The organism is Erythrobacter tepidarius, assembly GCF_002155695.1.
In the GTDB taxonomy this organism is placed as follows: domain Bacteria; phylum Pseudomonadota; class Alphaproteobacteria; order Sphingomonadales; family Sphingomonadaceae; genus Erythrobacter; species Erythrobacter tepidarius.
Genome location: NZ_MUYJ01000001.1, coordinates 174,480 through 196,352, shown reverse-complemented (window position 1 = coordinate 196,352; position 21,873 = coordinate 174,480). Strand labels below are relative to the sequence as shown.

Annotated in this window: 17 protein-coding genes, 1 tRNA gene, 1 other RNA gene and 1 pseudogene; 6 read left to right on the top strand and 14 right to left on the bottom strand. The window is 66.1% G+C overall.

The annotated features are described in order from the left end of the window. Positions 1–55 precede the first annotated feature (55 nt). The gene (locus tag BZF61_RS00920) at positions 56–1,195 is read right to left on the bottom strand and encodes a beta-ketoacyl-ACP synthase III (RefSeq protein ID WP_086616749.1); all 1,140 of its coding nucleotides are present in this window, start codon (positions 1,193–1,195) and stop codon (positions 56–58) included. Between the two features lie 82 nt (positions 1,196–1,277). Then, entirely contained in the window at positions 1,278–2,195 is a 918-nt protein-coding gene (locus BZF61_RS00915) for a LysR family transcriptional regulator (RefSeq protein ID WP_086616748.1), read from the bottom strand. 124 nt (positions 2,196–2,319) lie between these two features. On the opposite strand from BZF61_RS00915, the gene BZF61_RS00910 reads away from it, so the two are divergent. The 3 genes from BZF61_RS00910 to BZF61_RS15505 all read left to right on the top strand — a co-directional run bounded on the left by BZF61_RS00910 (position 2,320) and on the right by BZF61_RS15505 (position 7,419). Next, positions 2,320–3,885 carry a proton-conducting transporter transmembrane domain-containing protein gene (locus BZF61_RS00910; protein ID WP_086616747.1) on the top strand — a complete coding sequence of 522 codons (1,566 nt, stop codon included), beginning with the start codon at positions 2,320–2,322 and terminating at the stop codon, positions 3,883–3,885. Positions 3,886–3,917: 32 nt separating this feature from the next. Next, entirely contained in the window at positions 3,918–6,293 is a 2,376-nt protein-coding gene (locus BZF61_RS00905; protein WP_211276688.1) for a YbcC family protein, read from the top strand. A gap of 709 nt (positions 6,294–7,002) precedes the next feature. Next, entirely contained in the window at positions 7,003–7,419 is a 417-nt protein-coding gene (locus tag BZF61_RS15505; protein WP_143736853.1) for a hypothetical protein, read from the top strand. A gap of 81 nt (positions 7,420–7,500) precedes the next feature. On the opposite strand, the gene BZF61_RS00900 is transcribed toward BZF61_RS15505, so the two are convergent. The 3 genes from BZF61_RS00900 to BZF61_RS00890 all read right to left on the bottom strand — a co-directional run bounded on the left by BZF61_RS00900 (position 7,501) and on the right by BZF61_RS00890 (position 8,864). Next, complete coding sequence (locus BZF61_RS00900) at positions 7,501–7,878, bottom strand: hypothetical protein (protein ID WP_086616745.1); 378 nt, start codon at positions 7,876–7,878, stop codon at positions 7,501–7,503. Between the two features lie 122 nt (positions 7,879–8,000). Next, a complete protein-coding gene (locus BZF61_RS00895; protein WP_086616744.1) occupies positions 8,001–8,399 on the bottom strand; it encodes a hypothetical protein in 399 nt (132 codons plus the stop codon). A 379-nt stretch (positions 8,400–8,778) separates the two neighbouring features. Next, positions 8,779–8,864: transfer RNA gene (locus tag BZF61_RS00890), tRNA-Tyr, on the bottom strand. A 233-nt stretch (positions 8,865–9,097) separates the two neighbouring features. On the opposite strand from BZF61_RS00890, the gene BZF61_RS00885 reads away from it, so the two are divergent. After that, positions 9,098–9,841 carry a TrmH family RNA methyltransferase gene (locus BZF61_RS00885; RefSeq protein WP_086616743.1) on the top strand — a complete coding sequence of 248 codons (744 nt, stop codon included), beginning with the start codon at positions 9,098–9,100 and terminating at the stop codon, positions 9,839–9,841. 28 nt (positions 9,842–9,869) lie between these two features. Beyond that, positions 9,870–10,775 carry a hypothetical protein gene (locus BZF61_RS00880; protein WP_086616742.1) on the top strand — a complete coding sequence of 302 codons (906 nt, stop codon included), beginning with the start codon at positions 9,870–9,872 and terminating at the stop codon, positions 10,773–10,775. Between the two features lie 110 nt (positions 10,776–10,885). On the opposite strand, the pseudogene BZF61_RS00875 reads toward BZF61_RS00880, so the two are convergent. The 8 genes and pseudogenes from BZF61_RS00875 to BZF61_RS00840 all read right to left on the bottom strand — a co-directional run. Then, positions 10,886–11,188 (bottom strand): annotated as a pseudogene (locus BZF61_RS00875) (HU family DNA-binding protein); the annotation flags it as partial. A gap of 209 nt (positions 11,189–11,397) precedes the next feature. Continuing rightward, positions 11,398–13,806, bottom strand: coding sequence for an endopeptidase La (gene lon / locus BZF61_RS00870; RefSeq protein ID WP_086616740.1), 2,409 nt, complete (start codon positions 13,804–13,806; stop codon positions 11,398–11,400). A gap of 354 nt (positions 13,807–14,160) precedes the next feature. Beyond that, complete coding sequence (locus tag BZF61_RS00865; protein WP_086616739.1) at positions 14,161–14,502, bottom strand: YbaB/EbfC family nucleoid-associated protein; 342 nt, start codon at positions 14,500–14,502, stop codon at positions 14,161–14,163. A gap of 11 nt (positions 14,503–14,513) precedes the next feature. Continuing rightward, complete coding sequence (locus BZF61_RS00860) at positions 14,514–16,301, bottom strand: DNA polymerase III subunit gamma/tau (protein ID WP_086616738.1); 1,788 nt, start codon at positions 16,299–16,301, stop codon at positions 14,514–14,516. Between the two features lie 59 nt (positions 16,302–16,360). Then, an RNA gene (gene ffs, locus BZF61_RS00855) (signal recognition particle sRNA small type) lies at positions 16,361–16,455 on the bottom strand. A gap of 152 nt (positions 16,456–16,607) precedes the next feature. Continuing rightward, on the bottom strand, positions 16,608–16,886 hold the full coding sequence (locus BZF61_RS00850) for an ETC complex I subunit (protein ID WP_086616737.1): 279 nt from the start codon (positions 16,884–16,886) through the stop codon (positions 16,608–16,610). Positions 16,887–17,030: 144 nt separating this feature from the next. After that, positions 17,031–19,457 carry an ATP-dependent helicase HrpB gene (gene hrpB, locus BZF61_RS00845; protein WP_086616736.1) on the bottom strand — a complete coding sequence of 809 codons (2,427 nt, stop codon included), beginning with the start codon at positions 19,455–19,457 and terminating at the stop codon, positions 17,031–17,033. A 20-nt stretch (positions 19,458–19,477) separates the two neighbouring features. After that, positions 19,478–20,488, bottom strand: coding sequence for a polyprenyl synthetase family protein (locus BZF61_RS00840; RefSeq protein WP_086616735.1), 1,011 nt, complete (start codon positions 20,486–20,488; stop codon positions 19,478–19,480). A 68-nt stretch (positions 20,489–20,556) separates the two neighbouring features. Here BZF61_RS00840 and BZF61_RS00835 point away from each other — a divergent pair, with 68 nt between their 5' ends. Continuing rightward, entirely contained in the window at positions 20,557–20,877 is a 321-nt protein-coding gene (locus BZF61_RS00835) for a chorismate mutase (protein WP_086616734.1), read from the top strand. A gap of 411 nt (positions 20,878–21,288) precedes the next feature. Here the strand turns inward: BZF61_RS00835 and BZF61_RS00830 are convergent, their stop codons facing one another. After that, a complete protein-coding gene (locus BZF61_RS00830; protein ID WP_086616733.1) occupies positions 21,289–21,846 on the bottom strand; it encodes a hypothetical protein in 558 nt (185 codons plus the stop codon). Positions 21,847–21,873 lie beyond the last annotated feature (27 nt).

The following is a 21,873-nucleotide window of genomic DNA, read 5'->3' as shown; positions in this document are numbered from 1 at the left end:
GCTTCTAGGGAGTGGCGCGCGGGCCTGCAAGAATGCTCGGTCCGCTGCAGCAGCCTCAGCCGACCTTACGCACGAAAACGCTGCCCGCCGAGTATCCCGCACCGAAGCTGCAGATCAGCCCCGTATCACCCGCCACCAGATCGTCCGAATGCAGGTGGAAGGCGATGATCGAGCCGGCGCTGGAGGTGTTGCCATAGGTGTCAAGCACCGTCGGGCTCTCGTCCTCGTTGGCCTCGTGGCCGAGAACCTTCTGCGCGATCAGACGGTTCATTCCGGCGTTGGCCTGATGCAGCCACAATCGGCGCAGGCTCTCCGGCGCAATCCCGAGCCGAGCGGCCTCCTCGAGGATCAACTGCGCCACCATCGGCACGACTTCCTTGAACACCTTGCGCCCTTCCTGGACGAATAGCTTGTCCGGCGTGCCTTGGGTTTCGGGCGTGGCGCGGTTGAGGAATCCGAAATTGTTGCGGATGTTGTTCGAAAAGACCGTCTTGAGCCTGGTGCCGAGGATCTCCCAGTGCCCGGCCGGCGCGAGTCCCGCATCCTCCACCAGCACCGCAGTCGCCACGTCGCCGAAGATGAAGTGGCTGTCGCGGTCGCGCCAGTTGAGATGGCCCGAGGTGATCTCGGGGCTGACCACCAGCACGCTGCGGGCATTGCCGGCGCGGATGTAGTCGGCGGCGGTCTGGATGCCGAAGGTCGCCGAGGAGCAGGCGACATTCATGTCGAATGCGAAGCCCTCGATCCCGAGCGCCTGCTGGATTTCGATCGCCATTGCCGGATAGGGGCGCTGCATGTTGGATGCCGCGCACAGCACCGCGTCGACATCTTGCGGGCGGCGTCCGGCCCGGTCGAGCGCCTGTTGCGCCGCGGCCACACCGATCTCGGCCATGATCGAGAGCTCGTCATTGGCGCGTTCGGGCCAGCGCGGGGCCATGATCTCGGGGTCGAGGATCGACGTCTTGCTCATCACGTGGCGCGCCTTGATGCCGCTCGCCTTCTCGATGAATTTGACCGAGGAATAGGCCAGCGGCTCGGCCTCGGGATGGGCGGCATTGTAGCGATCGACGAAGGTGTTGAAGCTGGCGACCAGCTCCTCGTTGGTGATGATCTCGGCCGGAGTAAACAGACCGGTGGCGGAAATCACCGGGCGCCCCGTGAGGCCGGCGGTGAGACTAGGTTGCGCGTCCTGCATGAATCCCTCTCGCGTGGAGCGCGCGGGCTTACTGCGCGCCCCCGCACCCGGCAAGACCCGGCAGCACCGCGATGGTGGAGGGTCAACCCGCCGCGCCGCCTGCCGGAAGCGCCCCGGCTGTCTCCTCGCCACGGCCCATCACTTCGGCCAGCAGCGGATTGGGAAAGGTGCGACGGATGGTGACCGCGTAGAACACCTCGGACAGGTCGGGCAGCTGGAACAGTTCGCAGAGCAGGCCGGCGGCGAGTTCGTCTTGCACCACGATCGGCGGGATCACCGCCACGCCCGCCTCCGAGCGGGCCAGAAGCCGCAGCATCGCCATGTCGTCGGCCTCGGCTGCGATCCGCGGGACGATCCCCAGCCGCTCGGTCAGCGCGTCGAACCCGGCGCGCAGCGCGGTTTCGGGGGTGGGAAGGATCAGCGGCGCGGTCTTCAGCAGCCCTTTCAGCCCCTGCCCCGCCAACGCCAACCGCGAACGCGCGCCGACAAGGCTCACCGGCTGTTCGTCGAGCCGCTGCACCAGATAGGGGCTGGCAGCATCCCGCGCGGGCATGAGGTTGGTCAGCAGCACGTCGATGCTCATCGCCTCGAGCGCGCGCAGCAGGCCCGACTGGGTGCCCGAGCGCAGCACCACCTCGACATCGTCGCGCCCGATCAGCGGCGCTAGAAAGCGCATCTGGAAGTTGCGCGACAAGGTCGCCAGGGCGCCGATGCGCAGCACCTTGCGCTGCCCGCCGACTGCGCGAAAGGTCGCCATCAACTGGTCCGAGGCGAGAAAGATCTGATCGGCATAGTCGAGCGCGATCCGCCCCGCTTCGGTCAGCACCAGATGGCGCCCGCGCCGCTCGAACAGATCATGGCCAAGATCGGCTTCGAGCGCCTTGATTTGGGTGGAGACCGCGCTTTGCGAGATGTTCAGCGCGCGCGCTGCCGCCGTCAGCGTGCCTTCGCGGGCCGTGGCCCGGAACAGGCGCAGGTGATGCAGATTGAGGTTTGCCACCAGGAAATCCTGCCCATCGTTCTATTAAATAGAATATTCAGATACAAAATATGTAATTTTTTTAATTCTGTCGAGACTTTATCCGAACGGCACGTCCGTTGAACCTCCCGCTCGGAGTGCCACCATGTCGTTTGCCTACGCCTTGTCGTTCTTCGCGCCGCTGGCGCTTCTGCCCGCCGCTTTGTTCGCCGCGCTGCGGCCCGGTCGGCGGCCCGGCAGCCTGCCACGCTGGTCCGAGGCCTCGGCCTTGGCGGCCTTCTTGCTCGCGCTCGGCGGCCTTGTGCAGACCGCGCTTGGCCCGATGGCGGGCGTGGGCGTGTTGGGCGCAGTAGCGCGGCTTGGTCTGCGCGCCGATCTCGTCAGCACCGCGGTCGCGAGCCTGGTCGGCTTCATCGGCTGGATCGTCATGCGCTACAGCCGCACCTATCTCGACGGCGAAGCGCGCGAGGGAGCCTTCCATGGGCTGATGCTGCTCACGCTCGCCGCGGTGCTGGTGTTCGTGCAAGCCGCGAGCCTCGCCACGATGATACTGGCCGCGGGGATGGTGGGCCTCACGCTCAAGCGCCTGCTGCTGTTCTACCCAGGCCGCGCCGAGGCGCAGCGGGCGGCGACGAAGTTCGCGCTGGTATGGCACGCGGGCGATGCCATGCTGATCATCGCTGCCGCGCTGCTGGCGTCCCGCTTCGGCACGCTCGAATTCGCGGCGCTCGCCGAAGCAGCCAGCGCCGGCGGATTGGGCCTGGCGGGCACGCTCGGGGTTGCAGCAATCGCCGCCGCCGCCGCGCTCAAGACCGCCGCCTTCCCGCTGCACGGCTGGCTGACCGAGGTGATGGAGGCCCCCACCCCGGTCTCCGCTCTGCTTCACGCCGGGATCATCAACTCGGGCGGCGTGCTGCTGATCACCGCCGCGCCGCTGGTGCAGGCAAGCACCGGGGCGATGGCCGCACTGGTGATGATCGGCGGCTTCACCGCGCTGTTCGGTGCTGCCGTGATGCTCACCCAGAGCGCGATCAAGACCGCGCTGGCCTGGTCGACCATCTCGCAGATGGGCTTCATGCTGTTGCAATGCGGCCTCGGCCTGTGGACCCTCGCGCTGCTGCACATCGTCGCGCACTCGCTCTACAAGGCCCATGCCTTCCTGTCCTCGGGCAACGCCGTCACCGAAGTTGCCGCTATCCGCCGCCCCGGCCCGGTGGCGGTGCCGAGCATGGCGGCCGTGCTCAAGAGCTTCGCGCTGGCGCTGGCGATCTTCGCCGCTATCGCCGCGGCCTTCACCGCTGCCTTCGGGCCGAAGTCGCCGCAGGCGCTGGCGCTGGGCGCGATCCTGATCTTCGGGGTGGCCTACCTCGTCGCTCAGGGCCTGGCCGACCGTGCGCCGGTGGCCCTGACCAAGCGCACTGCTGCATCGGCATTGGCGGCCGCGGCGGGCTACTTCAGCTTCCAGACCATCGCCCAGGCGATCTGGGGTCCGCTCCTGCCGCCAGCACCGATGCCGAGCGCGCTCGAATGGGCGCTGCTGGTGGTGGCGGTGGCGAGCTTCGGTCTTGTCGCTTTCGCCCAGGCGCTATTCCCGCTGTGGGCGCATCACCCCGCGACCGCGGGCCTGCGCGTCCACCTCGCCAACGGCCTCTATCTCAACGCCCTGCTCGACCGCGCGATCGGGGGCTTTCGCACCACACGCTCGCACTGAGCCGCCGCCTTACCGGAGTAATGCCCATGTTCATGAACCACGCTCAGATCACGCCGGTCAGGCTGTCGGCCATTCTCGAGGCTGCCGAGGCCGCCGCGCGCGCCGTCCCCCCGGCCTTTCCGCTCGATGCGACGGTCGCAGTCAATCCCTTCCTCGGCCAGACCGGCGAAGATCTTGCCACCGCCGCTGCGCGGCTCGGGCGGGTCGCGGGCATCCGCGTGACCCGCAAGGGCGCCGAATATGCCGCCGCGATCCGCGACGGACGCATCACTGAGCAGGACCTCGCCGATGCCCTCGCCGCATCCATTGCGCCGCTGCGCCCGGCCGATACGATGCAGCTGCGCCGCATCGCCGAACAGCTGGGTGACGGGCCGGAGCCTTCTGCCCTGCCGACCGTCGCCGATCTCGCGGCAGAAGCGACCGGCATCGACTGGCCGGCGCTGATCGACAAGTGCATCGGCCTGTGGGCCGCGGGCCATTTCGATCGCGGACAAGCGCTGTGGTCGCCCGCACCCGGCTCAGGGGCCTTCGCCGCATGGCGCGCCTGGGCGACGCATGACCTGACCCCGGAGATCGCCGGCCTGCGGGGGTTCTGCGCCCATGTCGCCGCTGCGCCCGACTCGCCCGAACGCGCAATCCTGTTTGCAGCCGAGGCGCTGGGCATCACCGATGCCGCCGCCGAACCCGCCTTCCACCGCCTGTTCATGAGCATGGGCGGCTGGTCGCAGCACGCCCGCTGGCTGCTGTGGCAGGCCGAACTGGTCGGCGAAACCGATCGCACCATGGCCGATCTGCTCGCCATCCGCCTGATCTGGGAAGAAGCCCTGCTCGTCCACGCTCCCGAAGTTGCCGAGCGCTGGGCGGCGACGGTTGCCGCCCATGCCGAGCCGGTGGTGCCCGGTGCACAGGAAGTCGCGCTGGCGATCCTGCAGGACGCGGCCGATCGCGCCTACCAGCGCCGCCTGATTGCGGCGCTTGACGGCGATGCGCCTTCCGGCAATCGCCCTTTCCTGCAGGCTGCCTTCTGCATCGACGTGCGCTCGGAAATATTCCGCCGCGCGCTCGAAAGTATCGATGACAGCATCGCCACGATCGGGTTTGCCGGCTTCTTCGGCCTGCCGCTGGCGCACCATGCCCATGGCTCCGACATTCGCGAGGCACACCTGCCGGTGCTGCTCAATCCTGCAATCGAGACCACCAGCGCCGGCGATCCGGCGGGCGACCAGCAGGCCCGCATCACCGCCCGTTCGGCCCGCGCCTGGGGCCGCTTCCGGCAGGCGGCGGTCAGCTCTTTCGCCTTCGTCGAGGCGATGGGCCCGGCCTACGCGGTGAAACTGGTGAAGTGGGCGCTGGGATTTGCGCCCAAGGCCAAACCCGAACCCGCTCCGCAAGTGATCGGCGGGATGAGCGCACAGGCCAAGGCCGATACCGGCGCAGCCGTGCTCAAGGCGATGAGCCTCACCCGCGACCACGGGGAAATCGTGCTGCTGCTCGGCCATGGCGGCAACCTCACCAACAACCCGCACGAGAGCGCCTATCACTGCGGCGCCTGCGGGGGTTACACCGGCGAGGTTTCGGCCCGCCTGCTGGCGATCCTGCTCAACGATCCCGAAACCCGTGCAGGCCTGGCGGCGCGCGGGGTCGCGGTGCCGGCGGACACGCTGTTCGTCGCCGGCCTGCATGACACCACGACCGATGCGGTCACCCTTTACGACGACGGCCTGCCTGCAGCCCGCAGCGGCGATCTTGAAAGGGTGCGCAAATGGCTGGCCCAGGCTGCGAAGGTCGCCCGGGCCGAACGGGCAGTGCGTCTGCCGGGAGCAAGCGCGAACACCATCCACCACCGCGCCAGCAACTGGGCCGAGATTCGCCCCGAATGGGGTCTGGTCGGCTGCGCCGCCTTCATCGCCGCCCCGCGCGAGGCGACTGCCGGCCGCGACCTTGGTGGCCGGGCCTTCCTCCACTCCTACGACTGGCGCGCGGACGAAGGCTTCGGCACGCTCGAACTCATCATCACCGCACCGGTGGTGGTGGCGAGCTGGATCAGCCTGCAATATTTCGGTTCTGCGGTTGCGCCCGAGATGTTCGGCGGCGGCAACAAGCTGATCCACAACGTGGTCGGCGGCATCGGGGTGATCGAGGGCAATGGTGGCCGCCTGCGCGCGGGCCTGCCATGGCAGGCGGTGCATGACGGCGAGGCATTGCAGCACGAACCGCTGCGCCTGAGCGTGATGATCGAGGCCCCGCGCGAGGAGATCCTCGGCGTCCTCGAACGCCATCCGGGGGTGCGCGAGCTGTTCGACAACGGCTGGCTGCATCTGTTCGTGCTCAAGAATGGCAAGGTCGATGCGCGCTATAGCCCGGGCCTCGGATGGACCGACACCGCGCTGCAAACGCTGGCCGCCTGATCGCGTGAGCAGGCGCAGGTGCGGGCGGAGGGCAGGCCTAGGTCCGCCTTCCGCCCGGCCTTCGTTCGCGATATGTTTCACGTGAAACATTGGCCGGCGCCAGACCGGCAAACCGGGCGCCTGCGGCAGGGGGGAGCGGTGCCGTCAGGCAGGATGCCTCAAGCCCTCACGCCATGACTGACCGGATCGCGGCACGCGCAGCCTATCGCCTGAGGCAACAGATCGCCAAGCAAGCGCGCGACACGCGCGGTGGTCGAGACAACTTGGCCCAAGCGATGCGCAGCACGCATCCGGCGCAGTCGTATCTCTCGCCGCGCCGGGACTGCGTCCGGCGACAGGGGCGAGCAAGCGAGCGGGGAAAGTGGTCAGGGCTTGAATAGAACGAGGAACGCAGAAACTTGATTTCCTTTGATTATTTATCAAGTGTAGATTCTCCGCCCACACTCTCCCCCACACTCGGGCCGATATTGGCGCTGAGATTGCTATGTCCGCCTACTTTAGCAAACAGCCTCGCGCGCACCCGCGCGGGCGAAAAACTGTAATAGCGATCACACGGGGAATTGGCCCCGCTCTACGTTGGCGCGGCCTTAAGGAATTTGCCCGCCCCCACTTTGGCTTAGTCTGACATTCCGCTAGAATGCTACAAGATAGGAGATGGGGGCCGCCAATGCTCAGGAGTTTGATTGCTTGCACAGCCTTACTAACGACGGTGCCTGTTGCTGCTCAAGATCGCCTTTCCCTCATCTGTGACGGAGCGTTCAGGGGACAATTCAAAGACCGCGAAGTAGGTGGAGCCGTAGTCACTCCCGAAGGCCGGGTGTATTCGGGCGGCGCTGCCAGTTCACAATACGGGGATGTTCCCACAACGGCCCTATTCGAACTTGAAGATGGAACGGCCCGACTGAATTTGCCTCAACCGCCCACGTGCTCAATCTGCGTTGGCGAAAAAGGCTGGCGGGATGTCAAAGACCTTCACGTCAACGAGGACAAGATCGAAGGCCGCATTCGCTATGGCCTTCTCTCAGGGACAAAATTCATGATCGACCGCCGCACAGGCATAATGACGGGCGACAACGGATTTACCGGAATGTGCAGGGCGCAAGACCTGTCAGAGCGCAAATTTTAGACGTGACAACAATGCGCATTAAGTAGCTATGTCCTATAGCTTCGCGCCCGCGCGGAATGGTCGAAAAATCGAAGGCCGTCCCTACTCGCACATCAAGCGCGGTTTTTCGAAGCCCTCCAGAATCCAGCTATTGGTTTCATCCGACCATCGTCCATACATGGTGTAGAGGCATCGGCCCGTGACTGTCTGTCCACCTGAGATTTGCGTGTTTTGCGTCCACCATGCCGTATTGCCATAGGCTTGGACGTTGCCGCTGTTTCGGACGTTCACTGGGGTGGTGTAGCTGCTTTTCATTTCCCACTGAAAAGCACGCCTGCCATCGCCCATGTCGAACGCGTTTTGAGGCGGCCCATATTTTACCATCGCCGCCTGCACCGGTTGACCAAGAAAGCCTTCCATGATGCTCGAAGCGCAGGCCGAAAGCGCAAAGATCGAAATCGCCAAAGCGAAAATTCTCATCGGTTGCCCCCCTTTCAAATCTCAAATACTCAAGGCTCGCGTCCACGCGCGTATTGCTACCACATGGGTGGCCGCACGATAACACTCTGAGGCGATTCAAAAACCCTCTATCCGCCTCTACTTTACAGGCCGCCCAGATTGCGGCTCATCCCGCACCGCTTGCCGACGATGCGTCCGCCATATTCGTGCTGAATCCCGATCGCCGCCGCCGCGTCCGGCTCCGCGCCTTTCAGGATGTAGGCCAGCGCCGCCCCCAGATTTGCGGCATAGAGCGCGCCGTCCGGCTGGCCCGCACCCCCGATTTTTTCGGTTAGAATAACCGTGCGCCGATAGGGCTTGCCCGTGATGCGCTCCACCCACCGCATCGATCGCCGCCCGCTTATCTCGCGGCCTTTCGGCAAATGGGCCAGAATGTGCAGATGCGAGCCTTTGCCGTCACCATTCTCGCGCGTCCAGATGTAGGCCGTTTCGCCGCCAAGCCATTCGCGCCAGTATTTCAGGAAAGCGGTTGTCGCCCGCATCGCGTCCGCATCTGTCAGGCCAGCCGCCTCCCAATGCACCGTTATTAAACGGGTAAACGACTTTCCGATCGCGCTGGCCCGCCGCGCTTATCCACCTTTAGAAAAAGGCTGTCGCCATCCTGATAGGCTCCCGGCACTTTCAGCGCGTCTTTCACTTGCTTGGCAGTCAGCTTCCCCATCTCGATCTCCAGCCGATCGAAAGTGTGGGGGGATTTGGCCCAAAATGGCCGGGGCGTTCTCACTCCCCCACATTTTCCACCCACACTTTACCGCGAATTGGGACGGCTGGCAATGAACAGGGGCGCGCACGGGTGGACGCTTTTTCCTTGGGAAACCGCGCTTTCCGGCGATGCGGGGGGATTGCCAGCGAAAGGGAAGGTGGTGGACAGGGCTGGATTCGAACCAGCGTACGCTTGCGCGGGCAGATTTACAGTCTGCTGCCTTTAACCACTCGGCCACCTGTCCACACAGTCCCCTTGAAGCAAGGGGGGCGTTCCCGAGCACATGAGGCTCTGAAATTGCGCGAGTCCCCCGAGGGGGCCCGCTGCCGAGAGGCGCCCCTTTGGCGAAGCGGTGCTTGCCTGTCAATGGCCCTGCTGGCAGGGGACGATTTCGGGTGCCGGCAAGGAGCGACAATGGCAAGAGGGCAAGCGAGCAAGGGCGAACGCAAGCGCGCATTGCGCGGGCGCGCTGGGCGGATGAAGGGCGGGCGTGGTTCGGGCAAGGCCAGCGCCGGGCAGGTGCGCCTATGGGGCCGTCATCCCGTCGAGGCAGCGCTCAAGAATCCCCAACGCCAGCACCGCAAGCTGTGGGCGACCCGCGAGGGCATCGCCAGCCTCGATGGCGAGCTGCCGGCCGACTTTCCGGTCGAATATGCCGACCCCGCCGATCTCGCACGTCTGGTCGCCAAGGATGCGCCGCATCAGGGACTCGTGCTCGAATGCGCGCCGCTCGGGGACGTGTTCCTCGATGAGGTCGCGCTCGGCGATCCCGAGCGTCCGGTGGTGGTGCTCGACCAAGTCACCGACCCGCATAATGTCGGCGCGATTCTGCGCTCGGCAGCGGCCTTCAATGCCGCCGCCGTCGTCACCCAGGATCGCCACGCCCCGCCTGAAGGCGGCGTGCTGGCGAAAGCTGCCTCGGGCGCGCTGGAAAGCGTGCCGTGGGTGCGCGTCGTCAATCTCGCCCGCGCCCTCGAAGAACTGGCACAAGCCGGATACTGGCGGATCGGCCTTGCCGGTGAAGCCGAGTGCGCGCTCGCGGACATCATGCCGACCGGCCCGCTTGCGATCGTGCTCGGGGCCGAGGGCGAAGGCCTGCGCCACAACATCGCCGCCCATTGCGATGCGCTGGCGAGGTTGCCGATTTCTTCTGCAATCGAGAGCCTCAACGTCTCGAATGCCGCGGCGATTGCGCTTTATGCGGTCGCCACGCGCGGCTAGAAGGCACGAGCAAGGGAGGGGAATTGCCATGGCCATGTTCTTGACGATCCGCCTGCGCGCCGCGGCGCTGCTGACAGGCTTTGCACTGGTGCTTTCAGGCTGCTTCATGTCGCCGGGCAAGTTCACCTCCGAGCTGACGCTGACCGGGCCGGACAGCTTCACCTTCAGCTACGAGGGCGAGATCTTCTTCCTCACCCTGTCCAAGCTGGCAATGATCGGCGCGGCAAACGAGGAGACCTTCACTCCGTCCGAATGCTTCGACGAGGAATCCTACGAGAGCCGCGCGTGCACCAAGGACGAACTCGCCTCGCAGCGCGCCGAATGGGAGGCCGGCGCCGCCGAGCGGGCCGCCAAGGCCAAAAAAGACGCCGAGATGATGAAGGCCATGATGGGCGGCATCGACCCGACCGATCCCAAGGCGGCCGAGGAAATGGTGCGTCTGCTCGAACGCCAAAAAGGCTGGAACCGGGTGGTTCACAAGGGTGACGGGCTGTTCGAGGTGAGCTATTCGGCCAGCGGCACGCTGGGCCACGATTTCATGTTCCCGACGATCGAGGGCTTTCCGGCGACCAATCCCTTCGTCCAGATGATCCTGCGCGATGGCGGACAGGTGCGGATCAATGCCCCGGCCTTTGTGTTCCAGAACGGCGACAATCCGATGGCAGGGATGATGGGCGGCATGGGTTCGCTCGCCGGCCTTGCGGCTATGGGGGCGGCCGAAGCGGACGAAAAAGGCGGGCAAGCGCAGAATATTCCCTCGATCCCGGTGCTCGATGGCACCTTCACCATCCGCACCGCGCCCGGTATGCGCATCCTCGCCAACAACACCGATGAAGGGCCACAAGCGGCGCCGGGTGGTGGCGAAATCCTGCGCTGGACGATCTCGCAGCGCACCGCGACCGCGCCGACCGCACTGATCGCCGCGGCCAACTGAACGCCCCCAGCGCTGCTGCGGCGCGGACAAGAAGAAACCCCGCCAGCCGCCAAGGGCCGACGGGGTCTTCTTGTGCCTGCCCACCCCCGGCGGGAGGCGGCATCAGGCGATCAGTTGACGGCGTCCTTGAGTCCCTTGCCCGCCTTGAACTTGGGCTGGTTCGACGCCTTGATCTTCATTTCCTCGCCGGTGCGCGGATTGCGGCCGACCGATGCCTTGCGCTTGGCAACCGAGAAGGTGCCGAAGCCCACCAGCCGCACCTCATCGCCGCCCGAAAGGGCCTTGGTGATCGTGTCGAACACGCTTTCCACCGCGTTCGAGGCATCGCTTTTGGAAAGGCCGCTTGCATCGGCAACGGCGCTGATCAGGTCGTTCTTATTCATCTTGGAACCCCCTCGGCTCGAGAATTGGTATTTTGGTGAATCGCCTTGCGAAAAATCTGGACTTCAGACTGTTTCGGCCAAGCTGTCAAAGGCTATTCGCCTCTGACAGGAAGCCCGTGCAAAGCGGTGATGTTTTGCAACGGATCACGGCGCCGGGCGCCATGAGCCGAACCACGCCTGTGTCCGGGATCGAAAGCGACCCTGCCGCGAATCGCGGCAAGAAATCGTGTTCTAGCGGCTCAATGCGCCGTTGGCATCTCCGAAGCGCCGGGATTGGCGCCCGAAGCACTGGTTCCAGGCTGGCTCGCCAGATCGTCCGCCTCGGTCCATTCGATCGCCTCCAGCGGCTTCACCAGCGCACGCGCCAGAACCTCGTCGACATGGCTCACCGGAATGATTTCCAGCCCTGCCTTGGCATTGGCGGGAATCTCGGCAAGATCCTTGACGTTATCCTCGGGTATGAGGACGGTCTTGATGCCTCCGCGCAGCGCCGCCAGCAGTTTCTCCTTCAGTCCGCCGATCGCCAGCACCCGGCCGCGCAGCGTGACTTCGCCCGTCATCGCCACGTCGGGACGCACCGCGATTCCCGTGAGGCTCGATACGATCGAAGTGACCATCCCGATCCCGGCGCTCGGCCCGTCCTTGGGCACCGCGCCCTCGGGCAGGTGGATGTGGACATTCTTGCGGTTGAAGACACTCGGCTTGATGCCATAGGCCGGCGCGCGCGCCTTGACGAAGCTGAAGGCCGCAGCGACGCTCTCGTTCATCACCTGCCCGAGCTTGCCGGTGGTCTTGATCTCGCCCTTGCCCGGGGTGGTGACGCTTTCGATGGTGAGCAGCTCGCCGCCGACCGACGTCCAGGCGAGGCCGGTGACGGCACCGACCTGCGGCTCTTCCTCCGAGACCCCGTGCTTGAACTTGCGCACACCCAAAAAGTCGCCGAGGTTTTCAGGCGTAATGGTGATGCTGTCCGCCTTTTTCTCGAGGATCTGGCGCAGGGACTTGCGGCACAGCTTGGCAATCTCACGCTCCAGCGTGCGAACCCCCGCCTCGCGGGTGTAGTAGCGGATCAGGTCGCGCAGCGCCTCCTCGGTCAGGGTGAACTCGCCCTTCTTCAATCCATGTGTCTCGATCTGCTTTTGAATGAGGTGGCGCTGGGCGATCTCGACCTTCTCGTCCTCGGTGTAGCCCTCCAGCCGGATGATCTCCATCCGGTCGAGCAGCGGCTGCGGCAGGTTGAGGCTGTTCGCGGTGCACACGAACATGATGTCCGATAGATCGAGATCGAGCTCGAGATAGTGATCCTGGAACTTGGCGTTTTGTTCGGGGTCGAGCACCTCCAGCAGGGCCGAGGCCGGATCGCCGCGGAAGTCCTGGCCGAGCTTGTCGATCTCGTCGAGCAGGAACAGCGGATTGCTCGTTCCCGCCTTGCGCAGGTTGGTGACGATCTTGCCCGGCATCGAACCGATATAGGTGCGCCGGTGGCCACGGATTTCGGCCTCGTCCCGGACCCCGCCCAGCGACTGGCGCACGAATTCGCGCCCCGTCGCCTTGGCGATCGACTTGCCCAATGAGGTCTTGCCCACGCCCGGCGGACCCACGAGGCACAGGATCGGCCCCTTGAGCTTGTTGGTGCGCGCCTGCACCGCGAGGTATTCGATGATCCGGTCCTTGACCTTGTCGAGCGCGTAGTGATCCGCATCGAGGATCTCCTGCGCTTTGGCGATGTCCTTCTTGAGCCGCGACTTCTTGCCCCACGGCAGGCCGAGCAGCACGTCGAGATAGTTGCGGATCACCGTCGCCTCGGCGCTCATCGGCTGCATCGACTTGAGCTTCTTGAGCTCGGCCTGTGCCTTGGCGCGGGCTTCCTTGGACAGCTTGGTCTTCTCGATCTTCTCGGTCAGTTCGGCAATCTCGTTGCCCTCGCCGTCCTCGCCTCCGCCCAATTCCGACTGGATCGCCTTCAATTGTTCGTTGAGATAGTATTCGCGCTGGGTCTTCTCCATCTGGCGCTTGACGCGCCCTCGGATACGGCGTTCGACTTGCAGCACCGACAGCTCACCTTCCATCAGCGCCATCACCAGCTCGAGGCGCTTGAGCGGATTGTTCTCGGTCAGCAGGCTTTGCTTGTCGGAAACCTTGGCGCTGATCGCCGCGGCGATGGTATCGGCCAGCTGGCCGGCATCATCGACTTCGCTCAGATCGATTCCGGCATCATCACCCATCTTCTTGCTGAGCTTCACATATTCGCTGAACTGCTCGACCACCTGGCGCATCAGCGCGGTGACCTCGCTGCCCGCGACGGTCTCGGGCACCAGCGCATCGACTTCGGCGACAAGGTGCGTGCCGGCATTCTCAAGTGCGGTCAGGCGCGCGCGGGTCTTACCCTCCACCAGCACGCGCACCGTGCCGTCGGGCAGCTTCAACAGCTGAAGAACCTGCGCGATCACGCCGACATCATAGAGGTCATCGCTGTCCGGATCGTCGCAGCCCGGATCGAGCTGGGCAACGAGGACGATGTCCTTGGAGGCTTCCATCGCCGCTTCGAGCGCAGCCACGGACTTGTCGCGCCCGACGAACAGGGGGACGACCATGCCGGGGAAAACGACGATGTCGCGCAAGGGAAGGAGAGGGTAGGTCTGGGTCATGCCGCAGATATGGGAAGCAGGGCGGCGGGCTGCAACATATCGGCCCAATCGCTTGTGGATGGGCGCGCCAAAGCCCGCGCTTTCCCGCCCCATGTCTCGCCCAGCCCGACGCCTCCGGCCCGCTGAACGGCCACCTTGGCCCGCGGGAAGCCACTATCCCCGCGCGGGAACAGCGATGCGGCGAAGGTGGTCGCGCCGATCGCTCAGAAGCAGCGCCACAGCCTCGGCATGGCGCAGTAAGGGGACAAGCGCCTCCGGCATCGCCACGAACAGGAAAGACGAAGGCCCGCACGATTCGATGACTTCGCCTGCGCAGGCGGCCGGGCGAGGATGCCGGTCAAAAGCGCAGCAACATTACCCCAGCCCGGGCAGGTTGAACCCCGGCGGCAGGCCCAGCGAGGACTGCATTTCCTTCATCTGCTCGCTTGATACGCGATCCGCCCGGTCGCGCGCATCGTTGAAGGCGGCGGCCACCAGATCCTCGACGATCTGCTTGTCGTCCGGGTTCATAAGGCTGGCATCGATCGAAACGCCGAGGATGCGGCCCTTGGCGCTGGCGCGGACCTTCACCAGCCCGCCGCCCGCTGTGCCCTCGACCTCGATCGAGTCGAGCTTGACCTGCATCTCGTTCATCTGCTTGCTGATGGTCTCGGCCGCCTTCTGAGCGGCAGCCATCATTTCTTCCATCGACTTCATCGGGAGACTCCTCAATTCCACGCGGGGCGGGACGCGCGGGCGACATTGCCCTCGGTCCCGATAAGCTCGGCCTTGGGGAAGGCCGCAAAGGCCGCTGCGACGAGCGGATCGGAGCGGATGCGCGCCTCCTCGGCGGCAGCTTCGGCCTCGGCCGCCTCGCGCAAGCTGGGCCGGGCCGGACCGCTGCCGCGTTCGATCTGCCAGCGCTTGCCGGTGACCTTGAACAGCGCCTCGCGCATATCGGGCGCAGGGTCATCAGGGAAATTGTCGGCCTGCTGGAAGACGAGACGTTCGGGGCCGAGTTCGATCACCCGCACCCGATCGCGCATGATCTGGGCAACCCGCAGCTCGCCCGCGGCATAAACCGCCTCGACCAGCGCGGCCCAGTCCTGCCCGGGCGCGGGCGCGGGATCAGCCTGAGCGGCTGGCGCAGTCGAAGCGCCCTCAGCCGCAGCGGCAGCGCCCGGAGCCGCAAGACCACGTGCCGCGATTTCCTCGAGCCGCTGCGCCAGCTTGCCCGGATCGGGCATCTGGGCGGCGTGGAGAGTCCGCAGCAGCGCCATCTGCAGCGATGCCAAAGGATCAGGGGCGATGCGCACTTCCTCATGGCCCTTGAGCAGCAATTGCCACAGGCGGTGCAATTCCCCCGCCCCCAGCCTGCCGGCGAAATCGGCCAGCGCGACGCGTTCTTCCTCGGCCGGAGCATCGGGCACGGCGCCAGACACCTGTGCCAGAGTGATGCGGTGGACCAGATCCATGAGCGCACGCATCAAGGCCAGCGGCTCAACGCCGAGCGCATATTGCTCATCGACCGCCGCCAGCAGCGCAGGCGCATCGCCTTCGAGCAAGTGGCCGAGCAGGCGGCGCTGCGCGCTCTTGTCGGCAAGGCCCAGCATGTCGCGCACACGGCGCGCGGCGACCTTGCCCTCGCCTTCGAGATCGGCATGGGCGATCGCCTGATCGAGGATCGACAGGCCATCGCGCACCGATCCTTCGGCGGCATTGGCGATGATCGAGAGCGCCTCCGGCTCGGCCTCCACGCCTTCGAGGCTGCACACCTTGGCGAAGTGTTCGGCCAGCAGCGCGGCGGGGATGCGCCGCAAGTCGAAGCGCTGGGTGCGGCTGAGCACGGTGACGGGAAGCTTGTCGACCTCGGTGGTGGCGAACAAGAACTTCACATGCGGCGGCGGTTCCTCAAGTGTCTTGAGCAAGGCATTGAAAGCATTGCGTGACAGCATGTGGACTTCGTCGATGATGTAGATCTTGTAGCGCGCCGAAACCGCCGCATAGCGCACCTGCTCGATGATCTCGCGCACGTCATCGACGCCGGTGTTCGAGGCCGCGTCCATCTCGATCACATCGATATGGCGCCCCTCCGCGATGGCGACACAAGCTTCGCAAACCCCGCAAGGATTGATCGTCGGCCCGCCCTGCCCATCCGGCCCGACACAGTTCAGCGCTTTGGCGATCAGCCGCGCGGTCGAGGTCTTGCCGACCCCGCGCACGCCGGTCATCAGGAAGGCGTGGGCCAGCCGGTCGCGCGCGATGGCATTGGCCAGAGTGCGTACCATGGCTTCCTGGCCGATCAGCTCGGAGAAGGTCTGCGGGCGGTATTTGCGCGCCAGCACGCGATAGGGCTGCGTGCTGGCAGCAGCAGGAGCCGGATCGGGCGCCGACGTTGTCACAGGCGCCGCAGCGGGAGGGCAATCGCCGAACAGCACGTTCTGACCCGCCGCCTCCAGCTCGGCCGGCGTCGGCCCCTTGCCTTCCTCGGGCAGTTCGGGATCGGAATCGGTCATGCCGACAAGCTAGGCGCTCGGGCCCGGTTTGTCATGCTGGGCGTGCCAGCGATGTCTGTGAAAAAGGAGCCGGGCGACCCGTCGCAATCCACCTGTGCTGCTTCCTTCCGGACCTGACACGGTGGGCGGACGCAAACGTCCACCCGACTCCCGCCAGCGCTATGGCGGGCGATAGGAGAAATTTCAAGCGGGCATCGACACGATGAAGCCACCCCCAGGGCGGCCAGCCGGCTGGCGCGCGCTGCCGCAGGTGCGCTGCTGCGGGTCTTGCAAGAATGCAGTCGGGACGCCGGAGGCAACCGCAATTCAGCGAAAATTATCCGCATAGGCCTGAAGCTTGAGCCGCCTGGGCGGGGTGGCGTGGACGCGCGCGGGGATGCCATACTTGGCGGCATAGGCCTTGGCCGCGTCCTTGGTCGGGAAGGTCAGCCGCACCTGCGACTGGGTATCGCCCGTCCCCGTCCAGCCCATCAGCGGATCGGCAAAGCGCGCCTGCGACTGTTCGAACTCGAGCACCCACTCGTCGGTATGGGCCTTGCCGGACTGCATGGCGTGCTTGGGCTTTTGATAGATACGTGCACTCATGCCCGCCCTTTTCGTCAGCACCGATCAGAAATCAAGCGGTGAATCCGAACGCGCCAGCCTTCAGCGCGCCCGAACGGGCGCCTGCCGCAACCCCCAAGGCGCAAGCATGGCCAAGACCGCGGATGCGGCTGTGCGCGCCTGCGGCTAAGGATCAAGCGCGTTCTTGGTCTTCAGGCTCGGCTGTTCGCGCCATGGCTGATCAGGCCAGCGGTGCTTGGGGTAGCGGCCCTTCATATCCTTTACCACATCGCGCCAACTGCCGCGCCAGAAGCCGGGCAGGTCACGGGTCGACTGGATCGGACGGCCCGCAGGGCTGGTGAGCTTCAACAGCAAGGGGGTGCCGCCGACCATCGGCTGGCTGTCGAGCCCGAACAGCGCCTGCACCCGCACCTCGACGCTGGGCGCGTCGTCACCGGCATAGTCGATGGGGTGGCGCGTTTGGGCCGGCGCGGTGAAATGGGTCGGCGCCGTCTTGTCGAGCGCCTGGCGCGCGTTCCAGTCGAGCAGTCCCAGCGCGGCATCGGCAAAGTGCTGCGGGGGCAGATCGAGGTCGCGCCTCCCGAACAGCAACGGGACCAGCCAGTCGGCGGCCTGCTGCCGCAACGCCTCGGGCGAGAGTGCGGTGACACCGGCAAACCGCGCGCGGGCGAGGAAGCCCTGAGGCAGGAGTTCCTCCAGCCGCTCCAGAGCCTTTTCCACAAGGATATCCACACAGACCGCAGGATCCGGGGCAGGCTCGGGGACACTTGCCAGCACAATCGCACCAAGCCTGCGCTCGCGCCGGGCTTCGATCCGCTTTTTATCGTTGTTCCAGCGTGTTATGATACGCTCCTGCAAGTCTCTGGCAAACAGAGCCGCGATCCGTTCCGGGGCGATTTCCGCGCCTGAGGTGATCCGCGCACCCTTGGCCTGCCCTTGCGCATCGCCGATCACGATCCACTCGGCGCGGGCGAGCGGTGAGGCTGGGTCAAGCTCATAGCCCCTACCTCCGGCACTGATCCAATGCTCTCCCGAAGCATCGCGGCGGCGGGCGACGAAATCGGGTCGGGCCAGCGCCAGTGCCTCCGCCGCGTCCTGTGCGGGACTTGCCCCGATCACGGCGGCGCGCGCGCCCGCCTGCCTGGCCCAGCCTTGCGCGATCCGGCCCGCCGAAACCGCGCGCGGGGCGCGGTCGCTCTGCCAGCGCGCAAGACGCTGCATCAGGTCCTCTGCACGTCCGCCCAACCCGCGCTCCTGGAGCAGCATGACCAGCCGCGCCGCATTCTCGCCGCAACCCGCCGCCGCGCCATGCAGAACCGCGGCGGCCTGATCAGGCGCCATCGGGAGGCTGGCAATTGCCTCGCCAAGCGGGGTGATCCGTCCGCCCGTATCGAGCGCCCCGAGCGCCCCCAGCGCGCGCCTTGCCGCCGCGAGCGAGGCTTCGGGCGGCGGATCGAGCCATCGCAGCGTCGCCGGATTGGTCGTACCCCACTTGGCAAGGCGCAACAGCAGGGGGGCAAGATCGGCCTGCTGGATCTCGGCGGGCGTGAACTCCGGACGGCCGGCATGCCCGGCCTCCTCCCACAGGCGATAGGCGACCCCTGGTCCCTGCCGCGCCGCACGGCCCGCGCGCTGGGCTGCCGAAGCCTGCGAGGCGCGCCGTGTGACAAGTCTTGTCATCCCCGCCGCCCGGTCGAACTCGGCAAGGCGCGCAAGGCCTGAATCGACCACCACCCGCACTCCGTCCAAGGTCAGCGATGTCTCGGCAATCGCCGTCGCCAGCACGATCCGGCGGCGGCAATGCGGATCGCGGCGGATCGCGGCGCGCTGGTCGGCCGGCTCGATCTGGGCGTGGAGCGGATGGATCGGGGTATCGGGCAAACGCGCCTCGAGTCCTTCGCGCACCCGCTCGATCTCACGCACACCGGGCAGAAAGGCGAGGATGTCGCCCGCCTCCTCGCGCCAGGCGATGAGGATGGCGGCGGTCATCCGATCCTCGATCGCTTGCGTAGTGTCGCCGCCAAGCCACTTTATTTCCAGCGGAAAACTGCGCCCCTTGCTTTCGATGATCGGCGTATCCTCGCCCAGCAACCGGGCAAAGCGCGCGCCATCGATCGTAGCCGACATCACCAGCACGCGCAGATCCTCGCGCAGCACCGCGCGGGTTTCCAGCGCCAGCGCAAGACCCAGATCGCTGTCGAGGGCGCGTTCGTGCGCCTCGTCGAACAGCAATGCCGAAATGCCGGGAAGCTCCGGATCTTCGACCAGCCGGTTCACGAGGATCGCCTCGGTCAAAACAAGGATGCGGGTCTTCGCCGACACCTTGCTGTCGAGCCGGGTCATGTAGCCCACAGTCTCGCCCGGATTCTCGCCGAGCAGCCCGGCCATGCGCTCGGCGGCTGCTCGGGCGGCCACCCGGCGCGGGGAGGTGAGAATGATCTGGCCGCTGCACCATGGCTGGGCGAGTAGGTCTAGCGCGACGGCAGTCGTCTTGCCCGCCCCCGGCGGCGCGATCAGCACACCTGCCCCTGCCTGCGACAATGCCGCGCGGATGTCGGGCAGAACGGCGGTAATGGGAAGGTCGGGGAGCATCGCCCCGGCCGATAGCCTGCTCAGTGCCCGCGCGCGACCGCGAATTGCGCCGCTTCGGCCATCGCCTGCCGGGCCTTGCCGTCGGGGAAGATCGAGATCGCGTCGATCGCGCGGCGCGCGAAATGGCGGGCGCGTTCGCGCGTATCTTCGAGTGCGTTGTGCTTCCCGATCAGGTAAATCGCATGGGCCAGATCCTCGTCCGAGGTGCGATGCCCCATGATCGCGTCCTTCCAGAACTTGCGTTCCTCCTCGCCGCCGCGGGCATAGGCGAGGATCACCGGCAAGGTCATCTTGCCTTCGCGGAAATCGTCGCCTTGATCCTTGCCCATTTGCGCTGCATCCGAATCATAGTCGATCGCATCGTCGACCAGCTGGAAGGCAACGCCGAGATTGCGGCCATAGGCTTCGAGCGCGCGCTCCTGTTCTTCGGAACATTCGGCCACCACCGCGCTGATGTGGCTGGCGGCGGCGAACAGGGCCGCGGTCTTGGCGCCGATGATGTGGAGGTATTGTTCCTCACTGGTGTTGATCTGGCGCTGGGCGGAGAGCTGCGAGACCTCGCCCTCTGCGATCACGGCGCTGGCGCGGCTGAGGATCGAGAGCACCTTGAGCGAGCCGTCTTCGGTCATCAGCTCGAAGGCGCGGCTGAACAGGAAATCGCCGACCAGAACCGTCGCCGGATTGCCGAAGATGATGTTGGCCGCTGCCTTGCCGCGCCGAAGCTCGCTGCCGTCAACCACGTCGTCGTGCAGCAGGGTGGCGGTGTGGATGAACTCGACCGCGGCGGCGAGTTTGTGGTGCCGGGTGCCCTTGTAGCCGACCAGCTCCGCCCCGGCGAGCGTCAGCATCGGCCGCAGCCGCTTGCCCCCGCCGCTGATCAGGTGGCCGGCAAGGCGCGGGATCAGCGGAATCTCGCTCTGCATCCGTTCGAGGATCACGGCGTTGACGCAGTTCATGCCCGCGGCCGTCAGCGACAGCATCGGATCGAGAGTCGGCCGGCTGCGCGGCAGAGGGACGACGTCGGCGGTCATATCAAGGTGGCATTAGGGTGCCCCCGGCGTGCTTGGCAAGCGCAGATTTGCTGCTAGTTTCGGAAGCTATGCCGCAGGAAACGCAAAGCCCTCCCGCCCCCGCGACCTTGTCCGATCCGGTGCTGGCCGCCTATCGCAAGAGCATCGACAACATCGATGCGGCCCTGATCCACATTCTGGCCGAAAGGTTCCGGATCACGCAGGCGGTCGGCGAATACAAGGCCAAGGCCGCTCTCCCCCCGGCCGATCCCGAACGCGAGGCACGCCAGATCGCGCGGCTGCGGAAGCTCTCGGAAGAGGCCAACCTCGATCCCGAATTCTCCGAGAAGTTCCTGCGCTTCATCATCGACGAGGTGATCCGTCACCACGAAAGGGCGCGCGGCGGCTGAACGGCCATCACAATGGCGTGTCGCCCTCGCGGCCATTGTCGGTGCGACCGGTTATCGGCGGTGCCGAAGGCGGGAGCATCGACACCCGGGCGGAGGGCAGGACCGGCGCGCACGGGGTTGCCAGCCGCTCAAGGCCGGGATCAGGGTCACCATGCCCGGCCGCGCCTTTCCCATCGTCCGTGCCTCCTCGGTCAGGTGCGGAAAAATCAGTTCACTCAAGGCCGTGAACCGCACTTTTGACCGGGCAAAAAGAGGGGCACGCAGCCGGGTCAAAAACTGCGTGCCCCCGGGCGGTGAGCGGACCGCGCCACCAGCATCGGCCAGCCTGCCGCCAGCTTGCGCGCTCCATCGGGTGACAGGACCAGGCGGGGCCGCCTCATGCCTGCTGCGAGCGGCGCAATCGCGTGTCGCTCAGCCGCGTGGACGGCGCGCGCGCGGCGGACGGGTGAGCCCGGGCGCGCGGGTGCGGCTGACGCTGCGGCTCACCTGACCATCGCTGCGGGTGGTCACCCGCTCGCGCGAGGCGAGCACATTGCCCTGACTGTCGGAGACGCTCTGGCTGGCCTGCGAATTGCCCTGCCCATCGCGGCTGCGACTGCCCGCCAGGCCGTAGGTCTCGCCGCCGCGACCGGTGGCGGTGCCGACGAAGGTCGCGCCGGTCTCGGTGCGGGTGCGCTCGCCCACGAGACTGCGCGAATTGCCCTGCGGGCCGGTCTGCACCACCTCGATGGTCGCGCCGGTCTCGGTGCGCTGGCGCACGGCGCTGCTCGATACGGTCTTGCCGGTGTTGAGATTGGTCACTTCGCGCTCGCGCGATGCGGTGCCGGCCTCACGGTCCACCGTGGCGGTGGAGGTCGCGCTGACATTGGGGCCTTCGTAGCTGCGGGTGCGGCTGCGTTCCTGCGCGGCGGCAGGCAGTGCAAGCGCCAGCGTGGTCAGCGAGACGAGCATCAGCGGGGTCTTGATCATGGTGAAACTCCTGGTTGGTTGCGATCC